The sequence below is a fragment of the Fibrobacter sp. UWP2 genome (assembly GCF_900141705.1).
Lineage (GTDB): Bacteria > Fibrobacterota > Fibrobacteria > Fibrobacterales > Fibrobacteraceae > Fibrobacter.
Window position 1 is genome coordinate 1 of record NZ_FQYM01000048.1, and the last position, 11588, is coordinate 11588.

Annotated in this window: 12 protein-coding genes and 2 pseudogenes; 11 read left to right on the top strand and 3 right to left on the bottom strand. The window is 47.5% G+C overall.

The genetic code is table 11. From position 1 onward, the window contains the following. Positions 1 to 95 precede the first annotated feature (95 nt). From BUB55_RS13200 to BUB55_RS13250, 10 genes and pseudogenes are all read left to right on the top strand, one after another. Positions 96 to 1403 carry an RHS repeat domain-containing protein gene (locus BUB55_RS13200; RefSeq protein WP_073192261.1) on the top strand — a complete coding sequence of 436 codons (1308 nt, stop codon included), beginning with the start codon at positions 96 to 98 and terminating at the stop codon, positions 1401 to 1403. Beyond that, complete coding sequence (locus tag BUB55_RS13205; RefSeq protein WP_143153076.1) at positions 1385 to 1954, top strand: hypothetical protein; 570 nt, start codon at positions 1385 to 1387, stop codon at positions 1952 to 1954. Before BUB55_RS13200 ends, BUB55_RS13205 begins: the two co-directional genes overlap by 19 nt. Before the next feature lie 464 nt (positions 1955 to 2418). Then, positions 2419 to 2604, top strand: a pseudogene (locus BUB55_RS14790) (succinate dehydrogenase/fumarate reductase iron-sulfur subunit); the annotation flags it as partial. A 50-nt stretch (positions 2605 to 2654) separates the two neighbouring features. Further along, entirely contained in the window at positions 2655 to 2804 is a 150-nt protein-coding gene (locus tag BUB55_RS14795) for a cyclophilin-like fold protein (protein ID WP_369828175.1), read from the top strand. Between the two features lie 172 nt (positions 2805 to 2976). After that, the gene (locus BUB55_RS13225) at positions 2977 to 3774 is read left to right on the top strand and encodes a hypothetical protein (RefSeq protein WP_073055555.1); all 798 of its coding nucleotides are present in this window, start codon (positions 2977 to 2979) and stop codon (positions 3772 to 3774) included. Between the two features lie 46 nt (positions 3775 to 3820). Further along, positions 3821 to 4237, top strand: a pseudogene (locus BUB55_RS14640) (Rrf2 family transcriptional regulator); the annotation flags it as partial. A 31-nt stretch (positions 4238 to 4268) separates the two neighbouring features. After that, entirely contained in the window at positions 4269 to 5090 is an 822-nt protein-coding gene (locus BUB55_RS13235; protein WP_073192268.1) for a protein-ADP-ribose hydrolase, read from the top strand. Next, the gene (locus tag BUB55_RS13240) at positions 5059 to 5958 is read left to right on the top strand and encodes an SIR2 family NAD-dependent protein deacylase (protein WP_073192270.1); all 900 of its coding nucleotides are present in this window, start codon (positions 5059 to 5061) and stop codon (positions 5956 to 5958) included. Before BUB55_RS13235 ends, BUB55_RS13240 begins: the two co-directional genes overlap by 32 nt. Before the next feature lie 144 nt (positions 5959 to 6102). Continuing rightward, positions 6103 to 6720 (top strand): flavodoxin family protein, encoded by a 618-nt coding sequence (locus tag BUB55_RS13245; protein ID WP_073192272.1) that lies wholly within the window; start codon positions 6103 to 6105, stop codon positions 6718 to 6720. A gap of 16 nt (positions 6721 to 6736) precedes the next feature. Continuing rightward, on the top strand, positions 6737 to 7606 hold the full coding sequence (locus BUB55_RS13250; protein ID WP_143153077.1) for a phosphatase PAP2 family protein: 870 nt from the start codon (positions 6737 to 6739) through the stop codon (positions 7604 to 7606). Between the two features lie 137 nt (positions 7607 to 7743). Here BUB55_RS13250 and BUB55_RS13255 read toward each other — a convergent pair whose 3' ends face one another. From BUB55_RS13255 to BUB55_RS14645, 3 genes are read right to left on the bottom strand one after another with little or no spacing between them, the layout of a single operon-like run. Then, a complete protein-coding gene (locus BUB55_RS13255; protein WP_083597037.1) occupies positions 7744 to 8583 on the bottom strand; it encodes a nucleotidyl transferase AbiEii/AbiGii toxin family protein in 840 nt (279 codons plus the stop codon). Next, positions 8573 to 9181 (bottom strand): type IV toxin-antitoxin system AbiEi family antitoxin domain-containing protein, encoded by a 609-nt coding sequence (locus tag BUB55_RS13260; protein ID WP_143153078.1) that lies wholly within the window; start codon positions 9179 to 9181, stop codon positions 8573 to 8575. Before BUB55_RS13260 ends, BUB55_RS13255 begins: the two co-directional genes overlap by 11 nt. A 52-nt stretch (positions 9182 to 9233) precedes the next feature. Beyond that, entirely contained in the window at positions 9234 to 9386 is a 153-nt protein-coding gene (locus tag BUB55_RS14645) for a hypothetical protein (RefSeq protein ID WP_173347431.1), read from the bottom strand. A 478-nt stretch (positions 9387 to 9864) separates the two neighbouring features. Between BUB55_RS14645 and BUB55_RS13265 the strand changes: the two genes are divergently transcribed. Continuing rightward, the gene (locus BUB55_RS13265; RefSeq protein WP_369828176.1) at positions 9865 to 11541 is read left to right on the top strand and encodes a phosphoadenosine phosphosulfate reductase domain-containing protein; all 1677 of its coding nucleotides are present in this window, start codon (positions 9865 to 9867) and stop codon (positions 11539 to 11541) included. The last annotated feature ends 47 nt before the right edge of the window (positions 11542 to 11588 follow it).

The following is an 11588-nucleotide window of genomic DNA, read 5'->3' on the forward strand; positions in this document are numbered from 1 at the left end:
AAAGAGCATGAAACTACTTGACAATGAAGCGCTAATAGCCTAGATTTACACCAGTTGGAGACCTGGATTTTCAACTAAAAAAGGGACAAATTCGTGTGGGCGTTTATCGTAAGGAAGAAATTGGAGATTATAGTCTTGTACGAGAGGACTTGATTGCTGGCGGCTATCGCAAGGAGGGGACGGCCTATTTCCCTGTGACAGATGTTCAGGGCAATATAAGGGGCTATGCAAATACATCTGGAGTCCAGAGTGCGTATGCCTATTACCCATACGGGACTCTAATTGACTTGGCCCACGACGATGCTGAAGATTCAAGACGCTGGCAGGCCAAGGAATTTGATTCTGACATAAACAAGTATTATTTCGGTGCACGATTCTATGACCCGCTTTTTGGACTATGGCTTACGCCGGACCCTGCAGGACAGTTTGCGAACCCCTATACTTATGGCGGCGACCCAATCAATGGAATGGATTATAATGGCCTCTGGTTTGGCTTGGATGATGCCATCGCTGCTGGAGTAGGCGCTCTTGTTGGCTTTACTTCTTATACAATAAGGCATTATGATGATTGGCATTGGGATAGGGCTCTTGCATATACAGGTATCGGTGCCGCGGCTGGGTGGCTTTCGTGGAATACCGGAGGGGCAACTCTTGCAGCAGCGGCACAGGGAACTGGCGGACTTGCTGCAAATATGTCTCTTCTGCAAGCCTTGGGTTATGGTGCCTTGAGTTCCGGTGTGGGTTCGGCTTTTACAAGTGCTGCTACATATACAGAAAATGTTGCTTATGGCAATGATGGCTATTCATTTAAGAAATTGAGAGCTGATTGGGAGGGAGAGGATTTTGCAAAAGCAACTTTGTATGGATTTGGAACAGGAGCTCTTATAGGGGGGGCTATTTCTGGTGTTTCTTGGGGAATAAGTTACAAAGTAAATGAGGCAAACCAAAAGTTTTATGATACACCTGATGAAGAACTGAGTGAAGCAGATCAGTTTGTGAAGAAAAATAAATTGCGTAGATCTCCTGTAGATAAGGGATGGCGTAGTGCGGGAATGAATCGTGAAAGCGATTTGGCTAAAGCGGTAGAAAATGGGACTGTGGATAGAGGGAATATCTATTCAAATTTTGTTTCAAAGTTGGGATTTTGTGAAAGCGGAACGTGCCAGCGATTAGAGGGGGGATTGCATCTTGAAGTTCCTGAAGTGGGCCCCGCTATTGGACATTATGACTTCTTTGATCCTGCGAAATCACCTTTTCATGCAATTGGTCATGGTGTCGAAGTTTTGATTGGTAAAACAATCTTTAACTCATCAGTATCACTTGTTGAACCCGGTCTTATATCACCGCTGTTGAATGGGTTTATTTTTGATTGGGAGAAAACAAAATGGTTCTGGGAATGGTAAAAAAAATTATTCTAATTTTAATAATCGTATTGCTTGGAGGATGTGTTTTCCCTTGCAAAGTACGTAGATTTGTTGCTGAAGATAGATGGAGCTACATAACTGACAAGTGGAAAGTTTCTTTTTGGATGTCTAATGAAGGTCTATGCTACAAAACGGATTTATTCTCTTGTGCGGCGTGGATTGCCATTGAACAAAAATATTTAGATAAAGATTCGTTAAAAAATGTGTCTTATCACATAGATTCATTATATTTGGAATATGCTGACCAATTGTTTAAACGAGTGAATGAAGAAAAAGAATTTGTTTATGCCAAAAAACCGATTGGACGAGATCCTGTTGGTTATTATGCTGACAGGTTCAGTATTTCTCGCACGGATTCGCTAAAATATATAAAATGGCCTTCTGTTCCAAAGAATGTTAAAACTGTGGTTGCAACGATTTTTATTTCGTTTAGAAATCCTGATGATAATCGAATAGAATCAAAAAAGATAACAAAAAAGCTGTATGAAAGTTTTGGTATGCTATTTGTGACATATGATGAATGGAAATAGGTTTTCTGGTAAATGAATGGTGATTGAGGATTGTGCCTGTCAGGGAGCCCATACCCTCAGGTCAAAATGTCCGCTTTCAACTCTAAAATCGTGGCTGGAAGTTCCTCCCCCGTAGCGTTAGGGATAGCGACCCCTTGGGGCGAAGACTTGCGAGCGTTTTTATTTGATGTTCAAGGCAGCAAGGCTTCGTTTTATGAGGTTGTGCGGGAACGCCCAAAGATATTTGGGGCTGGCGAAGCCAAGCGCGATGATGAAAACTTCTGCTATGTGGGTGTCTGGGAATCTGTGAGCTATAAGCGACTCGTATGAACGAGTCGTGTTGGCGAGAGCACAAGCCAAACCGGAGGAACTAATATGCGATAAGGCTTGTGCGGTCATCATAGGGGCGACGGTGTCGCACCGGAACTTTCCAAGGAACCTCTTACCTTTGATAACGTCCACCTCGCTACTAGGAGCTACAAATAATGAGCGGACTGAATTTGACTTTGAAGATTTGGCGTCAGAAGGATGCCAAGACCAAGGGACAGTTCGAAACTGTCAAGATCAACGATGTTTCTCCCGACATGTCCTTCCTGGAAATGCTGGACATCGTGAACGAAGAACAGATGAAGCAAGGCAAGGAAGGCTTCGCCTTCGACCACGACTGCCGCGCAGTTTCCCGCGCAACGACAAGCAAATCGACACCGACGCAGGCGACATCATCCTTTACCAGGGCAATTCCATCACCATCTACTACGACAAGAATTCCTGGAACTTCACGCGCCTTGCCCGTATTGACAATGTAAACAAGAAACGCCTCCAGCAGATTCTCGGCAAAGGGAACGTGAAGGCGACATTCTCGGTGGAATAAACGTCCGAAAACTCTAACTAACCCTTGTTTTTTTTGTAACCAAATTTTTACTTTAAATTTCTAGTTGTTCTATTGACATTACAACTATAATTGGATATATTTTGTGTTGTAATAATTAAAGAACAACTGCTTAAAATCAAACAAAAACGGGCTTGGCCCAGGGAGATTCAAAATGGAAAAGAACAACTTCAAGACCGTAAATCTTGGCAAGGGCGTCGTGGAAGTCTATGATTTCGGGGCGGTCAAGCTGCACGCCTACAAGACAAACGACCTGATAACCGACGAATGTTTCTTGCTGGAAAAGGGCGGCAAGATGTTCATGGTCGAAGCCCCCTGTTTCTTCGACAACATCAAGGAACTGGAGGCCTACATCAAGGGCCTTTCGGTTGAATTCGTGGGAACGGTGATTGCCTACCATGGCGCGGGCGCGACCTTCATGAAGGGTGCTCCCGTTTACAGCACCCGCCATGCCGACGATTACAACCATAACGGAGGTGGTGCGGCCCTGGTCAAGAATTTCACGGCGGCTTTTGGCGATGCTTTTGACAGCTCCATTTACGCGACGACAGACTTTATCGAAGGCGAGACTTTGAATCTCGCGGGCATCGACATGCGCATTGTCGCGACCCAGGAGGCATTCGATATCGAGTTTCCCGAAATCAACGTTGTCTACACCCACATGATGGGCCACGACGTTCATTCCATCGTGGCGGGGAGCAAGCACGCCGATGCCATCATCGCGCAGCTCACGGACTACATCGACCGCGGGATTTCCCTGATTCTCACGTCGCACTACACGGTGGAAAACCTGGAAGATGCCCGTGCTAAAATCCAGTACCTGAAGGTGATGAAGAATATTGCCCTCAAGAACGTGAACCCGGCGGCATTCAAGAGCGCCATGAAGCAGGAATTTACGAACTACTCCGGCGAAAATTACCTGGACATGACGGCGGGAATGTTCTACAAATAGGCCAAGGCACGCGTGAGCGCAGGCAACAATTGTTAAATTGTGGATTATGAAAGTCAGCGTTCGTTTTACGGCGGCGGTCCATACCTTGCTTTGCATCCACTTCTTCGAGGGGGCGGAGCGGGTGACCTCGGAATTCATATCGGGCAGCACCGGCGTGAATGCGGTCATCATCCGCAAGGTTCTTTTGCAGTTGCAAAAGGCGGGCCTGGTTGAGACGGCTCCTGGCGTAGGGGGCTCTCACCTTGCGCAGCCAGCCGACAAGATAACGCTCCTGGATGTCTACAAGGCCATCAACGATAACGACGAGGAACGGATCGTCTTCAGTTTCCACCCGGAACCGAATCCGCTGTGCCCCGTAGGCAGGAACATCCATCGCCTGTTGGACCCGGCCCTGAATTCGGCGCAGACGGCTCTGGAAATGGAACTGGAGAAGACGACCCTGAAGGGCCTCGCCGCACAACTCAAGACCGCCCCTGAACCGTCCGGGAGGAAACATGAACCAAGCAGAGCGCAGACTATTCCTGATAAAGTATCTACTGGCGGAAAGTCCCAGGTACAGCGGCCCGACCATCCCCGCGGACGCCGAAGGACAGAAAATCCTGTTGCGTTCCTTGATGAACGTGCGGGAGGCCTCCCCCGCAAGCGATGAATTCTACAGGATTCAGGACGAATACCTGCAGGAATCCATCCGTGACCGCGGAATAACGGATGTCGCGAACATTGAAAGTATCGGCAGGCGGTTCAGCGCGGGTGCGCCGGACTTGTTTGGCGATTCCCTGTTTTTGTGGCGCGGCGACATCACCACTCTCAGGGTAGATGCAATCGTAAACGCGGCCAACAGCGGCATGACGGGTTGCTGGCAGCCTTGCCACAGCTGTATCGACAACTGCATCCACACTTTCGCGGGAGTTCGTCTCCGTAGCGCTTGCGACGCCCTGATGAAACGGCAAGGGCACCCCGAACCCACAGGACAGGCAAAAATCACGCAGGCCTACAACCTGCCCTGCAAATACGTGCTACACACGGTGGGGCCAATCGTGGGCTACGGCCTTACGGAACGGGACTGCGAGTTGCTGGAATCGTGCTACAGGAACTGTCTCGAAGTTGCGGCCCGGAACGGTGTGGAATCTATCGCCTTCTGCTGTATTTCTACAGGTGTATTCCGTTTCCCGCCGGAACGCGCCGCCCAAATCGCGGTGGATACGGTGCTGGAATGGAAGCGCCGTACGCAAAGCCCCATGAAGGTTGTCTTCAACGTTTTCAGCGAAAAGGACGAGGCTATCTATGCGCGGATTTTCGAAAAGTTCAACGGATGATTTTTCTGCCGAAGTGTCGAGACTGAAAGAGGCGCTGGCAAGGGCGGATGCCGTCGTCGTGGGCGCGGGCGCTGGACTTTCGACATCGGCGGGATTTACCTATTCCGGGGAACGCTTTGTCAAGTACTTCGCTGACTTTTCTGTAAAGTACGGCTTTTCGGACATGTATTCCGGCGGCTTTTTTCCTTACGGCACACCCGAAGAAAAGTGGGCTTTCTGGAGCCGCTATGTCATGATAAACCGCTACATGGCCGCCCCGAAACCCGTCTATGAAAACCTCCTGAAAATCCTACAGGATAAGGATTACTTTGTCCTTACCACCAACGTGGACCATTGTTTCCAGAAAGCGGGCTTTGATAAGGAACGGCTCTTTTACACCCAGGGCGATTACGGGCTTTTCCAATGCAGCAAGCCGTGCCACCCTTGCACCTACGACAACGAAAAGCAGATTCGTGCCATGTTCGATGCCCAGAAATTTTCGGAAGAAACGGGATTGTTCGGCGCCATGACCGTCCCTGCGGAACTGTTGCCCAGGTGCCCCATTTGCGGCCGCCCCATGTCCATGAACCTGCGTTCCGATTCCACCTTCGTTGAAGACGACGGCTGGCATCGCGCTGCAAAACGTTACCGCGAATTTCTCGACAGATGTAACGCCATGCGCGGCGGAAACGTGCTGTTCCTGGAACTGGGCGTAGGCATGAACACCCCCGGAATCATCAAGTACCCGTTCTGGCAAATGACCGCCCTGAATTCGAACGCCACCTACGCCTGCATCAACTACGGACAGGCCTACGCTCCCGACGACATCGGAACCCGCTCGGTAAGCATCGACAGCGATATCGGCGAGGTTGTTGCGGCTCTCTTCTAGTGCTCTAGCCGGTGTTCCCGTCGCAAACCGGTAATTATAAAAATTTCCGAACCGTAAAACCCATAATTCTAGCCGTAATTTTGCTATTGCGTCCATGCGGAGTTTTGCTTAATTTATAGACAAAACGATAAAAGGAAACGCTCCATGAAAAAACTCGCAAGAATTTTCGTCCCGGTCTTAACGTTCGCGCTTGCCCTGCTCTCCTTGGTGGGCTGCGCCGAACGTAACAGGGCCGACCAGAACGCCGATGCGGATTTCTCGAAAAAAGGCGATGTGCTGGTCGTGTATTTCACCTGGTCTGGACACCTGCGGAGCATGGCACACTGGATTGCCGACGAAGTCGGAGCCGATTACGCCCGCATCTTGCGCAAGGAAGAATACCCCGTAGACTACAACGAGACCGCCGATGTTGCCAAAAAGGAAAAGGACGGAAATATTTATCCCGAGATAAACCTCTCCTTGAGCGACGAAGAAATGAAACGTTACAAGACGGTGTTTGTCGGCTTTCCGGTCTGGTGGTACGACGTGCCGATGCCCGTGATGACATTCCTGAAGCAGGCGAACTTGCAAGGCAAAAACGTCTATGCGTTCTTCTCTCACGAAGGGTCGTCCGATGGTGCAGGGAGCCTCCCTACGCTCGAAAAGCTGATGCAGGCGAAGGGTGCTGCATTCGACAAGAAAACCGCCCTTTCTGTGCGCGGAAGCAAGGTCAAGGATTCCGAAGCCGTTGTCCGCGAATGGGTGAAGGCGCTCTCGAAATAATAAACGAGGTCAAATCTTGATTTTTCGTCTAGACAAAATAGCGCTTCGTTGGATGGTGGTTTTGGCTTTTGCCTGTGCCACGGGTTCCGCTGCTGTTGAAGCAGATTCCGTAACAACCTCGGTGACTGTCGATACCGCGCAAAAGCTTTCTCCGCTCAATCACCTGGGCCATAACATGTTGCTGAGTGCGTTTGGCTGGCCGCTCGGATTCCACATGCTCGGTGGAGCGCTTACGTACAAGTTCTCGATGGAAAATAACGACTTGATGGTTGCCCGTTTTGCGGCGCGTCAGGACCAGCTCGCGTATGGCATCGCGTTCACTCCCGGCATGATGATGGGGACGTTCTTCCCGATTCTTGTTCCGGGGTACATGTACTTTATCAGCGACAACCGCACGCTGAACAACACCGGTGCCGTCGCCGTGCAGGCTACCGCCGTGGCGTTCCTCTACAACAACATCCTCAAGGCGATTTCGGCACGCGAGCACCCCGACGCGGAACTCAACAGCGGCGAGCGTTCCCGCGATTTTAAATGGGGATTTTTTAGGCGCGGCGTCTTTTACGGCTGGCCCTCGGGGCATTCCATGACAAACGCGGCCATGGCCATGAGCATCGCAAGCTACAACCGCGACAAGCCCCTCGTCGTGGCGGGCTGCGCCCTGTATGCGGGCTATATCGCGACAAGCATGGTGCTCGGCGCAAAAGGGGAGGCCCACTGGTTCTCCGACGCCGTCGCGGGCACCCTGATGGGAGCCTCCATCGGCTGGTACATCGGCAGTGTATTCTACAAGGAAAAAGTCGGTGAAAAACAGACCCCGCCCAAGGTCACCATCGCCCCGCTATTCTACGACGACACCAAAGGCGCCGTGCTCAGCGTGAGAATTTAAGCCAAACGCCTAGTACACAACCTTGTGGACCACAACCTTGTGTACCGATGGAAGAGGAAAAAATGCATAAACCACTTGACAATCGCGTTCTGATAATTTTATTGGAAAATGTCTCTTGCGTCGCCAGCCCCGAAATGTTAGAAAATACAATCAAGAATCTCTTTGCAAGATTCAATTGTCGCTTCAAATGGAACATCTTTTGCAAACGAAGTTTTTTTTGCATAGTTCTTCCATCGAGTTTGAAGAATGTCGCTCTTTGAAATTTCTTCTAGAAGCAAAAGAGCTTCTTCTTTTTTAAAAGGCGTTTTGCGGTATTGGCAAGTTGTTTCAAAAGATTTCTTCAAGTCAGGAATATTGATGTTATTCCTTTGCAATTGATTGATGATATAGATGTCGTAATAATCTTTGCAGCGGCTATTGAGCAGGCCTCGGAAAAGAATGGTTTGAAGTTTTTCAGCAACAACCGTTTCTAGGTTGTAGGCTCGGAACGCAATGGTTTCATGGCTGAAGAGGCTTTGGTAAGAGTATTCGATATCTTTTGGTGTAATTGGATCGCCCGTGGCAACATCGACATGGAAACTTTGTCTGACATTCTCTAGGCGTCCCGTCAAAAGGATGGAAAATCCGCCGTAGGCGTCTTCATCACGTATTGGAGAAATATCACTTATTTCAAAAGAGATAGAATCGTCTGCATCGATTGCGATGATGTCAGTGAAAATTTTCCTCAATCTATTCTCGTCCATAGTTTCCCTTCTCAAAAGGAAATCAATGTCGGCGGTGTAGCGGTTCTTTACGCCGAGCAATGTAGCGAGATAGAAACCGCCCTTGAAAACAAACTTGTTGGCGTATGTTGACTTGGCCAATCTTGAAATGAATGCATCAAAGAAGAACGATACTAGCAAGACGTTGGCGTGAACGTTCATTTCTTTGGAGAGGTTGTTGATTCTCGCTTGCAGGGAATTCTTATTAATCTTCATTCAGTACCACCGTCATAAGTTCCGCCACTTTGTTCTCTATTTTCAATATTTGTGCGTAATGGAGTAGGTTGCGGGTATTCTTGTCTTTTGATTTTGCGTAAAGCCTGAGCGCTTTGCCGTAAATTTCTGCATCGATCTTTCGGCTGTTCTTGATGATGTCGCAAAGCGTTCGTTCCGTATCGTAGCATTCCACCAGATGTCCAAGCGAAGTCTTGATTTTGCAAATTCCAAGCCTGTAGGTTTCATCGCGAGAATCCGTGTGGATTGCGACGGAAGGGTTCGGAGAAAATGGCCTATAATTCTTGGGCCCGGTTACCTCGAAATAATCGGGTAGGCGGTCTGTTAGCCCATGCAAGAATAGTGCGGAAACGTGTGAAAAGATGAATTTGGGATATTTGTATTGAAACACAAGGTAATCGTCCCGGATCCATTGCTCCTGGGCGTAAAAACCCTTATCTATCTTGACAAGACCCCATCTTCGTACAAAATCCGTCAAGAACCACGAGGGAATCTTGTGGGTGTCGACTTGCTTTCGCGTGATGTAGCCGCTGTTCGCGTTCAGCATTTTTTCCAGTTTCTTCTCGTTTGTTTCTTGCATTTCAAACCAAATATACAATAAAATGGTTGAAAAGGCAAGATTTTATTTCTTTTTACCCGCTACAGAACATTAAAGATGCGAAAATCCCCACGAAAATCAGGAACGGCAGCACTTTCAGCAGCAAGGTAATGGCGCAGGCGTCCCCTGCGTCGCCAGCCCCGAAAAGAGCCAAAATACCTAGCACGATAAGGAAAGTTACCAGCATAGAACCTCGCCCTTACAAATATACATGCCGTAATTGTCAGATTATGACAATTGGGAGAAAATGCAAAAAAAACGCGGGTTCTAGGGTGATTTTTCGCTTTTCTTTATCAAAGCGCCTTTCGATTTCGGGTGTGACACTCCACTGTCAAAATTATTATGTATTTTTTAAGAAAATAGAGTTTAGCTCTTGCTCTCTATGCGAAATAGGGAAATTTCACGTAAGTGAGAGTGAGGCGAGGCTCACGCAGCCATGCCGTTTTTACGGCGTGGTTCGATGTGCTATACCTACAGCAATGTAGGTCTGTGGTGCATTGCCCTTTTGGGGCGTGGGTTGCTCGCGTTTTCACTTACAGGCTTTCCCTAGCCCCGCATAGTAAACGCAGCGACCTGCGCCTTTTCTTGTTTCCAGGAAATTGCGTAATCAAACTGCCAGTGCAAGAGTGACTGACGAGGTTTGATTGACGAAGAAAAAGTCATCGTTGCGTATTAATAACGAGGAACTGCACGAAAGTTCCGGTTTTCTATCTGCGCAGGTTTTTTGGTGTCAATCCTGTCGTGTTCCTATAATCACGCCTCCAGAGCAGATTAATGGCGTTAATGGCAAAAGCGTATGTCCGCTTTGTCATTCAGCAACAACATTCCTATCAACAGATTTGCGTCCGGTCTTTCCAGAGGAAAGACTGCTGTTGGAACTCCTGTTAGCTCACAATCAACCTTTGAAGTATTCGGAGAGCTCTGTGTGGGCTTTAGACAGTCGCTATTATATCGATGGAAAGATGAAATCTATTCCTTCGAAAACTTTCCGAACGGAAGATTGCGATGTCCTTTCCGCATTGATTAAGGAAAACGAAAAAGACAATAAATCTAAGAAAGTTCAAGCGTGTTTTGAAGACTTTACAAGCAAATTTATTGCTGCTAACAAAAATCGCCTAAATGCTTTGATTAGCGAAGCGCACTCGTTTATCAAGCGAGAAGCTTCCAATTTTCCCGAAGAAAATATTGTTTTGTCGTTCTCTGGTGGTAAGGATTCTACTGTTACAGCGGATATTGTGACGAAAGCGCTTGGCAATCCGAGTCTTGTTCATATTTTCGGAAACACGACATTGGAATTTCCGCAAACGGTTGAATACGCAAAGAGATTTAAGAAGGACCATCTATTTGCAATTTTTGAAACTTCTATCAATGAAGATCAAAATTTTATGGATGTTTGCGAAGACATTGGTCCTCCGGCACGAATTATGCGTTGGTGCTGTTCGATGTTCAAAACAGGACCGATTACACGCGTGCTGAATTCGCTGTATAGGAATCAGCAAATATTGACCTTCTACGGGATTCGTCGCGCAGAAAGCGCTAGCCGAAGCAAGTACAATCGTGTTGAAAGCGGCAAGGAATCCGTTAAAATTCAAAAGCAAACAGTGGCTTCACCAATCATTGACTGGAAAGATATCGATATATGGCTTTATCTATTGGCGGAGAATGTTGATTTTAACGAAGCGTATCGTTTAGGATACGATCGCGTAGGTTGCTGGTGTTGTCCAAACAACAATCAGCGTGCTCAATTTTTGAGTAGAATCTACATGCCTGAAAATTCTAAGAAATGGCGAGACTTCTTAATCCATTTTGCGGAAAAAATCGGAAAGCCCGATCCAGAAGAATATGTGGATTCGGGAGCATGGAAAGCACGCCAAGGTGGAAACGGTTTGGCCGCTGCAGACGATGTCAAAATTAAGTTCACGAATTGCACCGCCGAAGACCATGCGAAAAATTACAGATTAGTACGTCCGTTTGATGACGAACTCGTGAATATGTTTGTGCCGTTCGGAAAGATTAATCGTGAATTAGGTAGAAAACTTCTTCATGAAGTTCTTGTACTTGATGTCCGTACAAATGTTCCAATCATTTCTCTCCAACCATTTACCGTTGATGGTTTTGAACATGCTGTAAAGATAAGAACAATGAATGTTGCGGATCATGACGATTTGCAAAGAAAAATTGCTTATCAGATTCGGAAGTTTAATGGTTGTAGAAAATGTTTGAAGTGCGAAAGCGTGTGTAAGGCTGGTGCAATTAGCATAACTGCTGATGGATATCACATTGATGAAAATAAAGAATTTGTCCCTTTTTTAGTTGAAAATCCAGGTCTCCAACTGGTGTAAATCTAGGCTATTAGCGCTTCATTGTCAAGTAGTTTCATGCTCTTTTC

Coding starts and splice junctions, on each gene's coding strand:
- BUB55_RS13205 (WP_143153076.1), top strand. CDS start 1,385: ATGGTTCTGGGAATGGTAAAAAAAATTATTCTAATTTTAATAATCGTA.
- BUB55_RS13225 (WP_073055555.1), top strand. CDS start 2,977: ATGGAAAAGAACAACTTCAAGACCGTAAATCTTGGCAAGGGCGTCGTG.
- BUB55_RS13235 (WP_073192268.1), top strand. CDS start 4,269: ATGAACCAAGCAGAGCGCAGACTATTCCTGATAAAGTATCTACTGGCG.
- BUB55_RS13240 (WP_073192270.1), top strand. CDS start 5,059: ATGCGCGGATTTTCGAAAAGTTCAACGGATGATTTTTCTGCCGAAGTG.
- BUB55_RS13245 (WP_073192272.1), top strand. CDS start 6,103: ATGAAAAAACTCGCAAGAATTTTCGTCCCGGTCTTAACGTTCGCGCTT.
- BUB55_RS13255 (WP_083597037.1), bottom strand. CDS start 8,583: ATGAAGATTAATAAGAATTCCCTGCAAGCGAGAATCAACAACCTCTCC.
- BUB55_RS13260 (WP_143153078.1), bottom strand. CDS start 9,181: ATGCAAGAAACAAACGAGAAGAAACTGGAAAAAATGCTGAACGCGAAC.
- BUB55_RS14645 (WP_173347431.1), bottom strand. CDS start 9,386: ATGCTGGTAACTTTCCTTATCGTGCTAGGTATTTTGGCTCTTTTCGGG.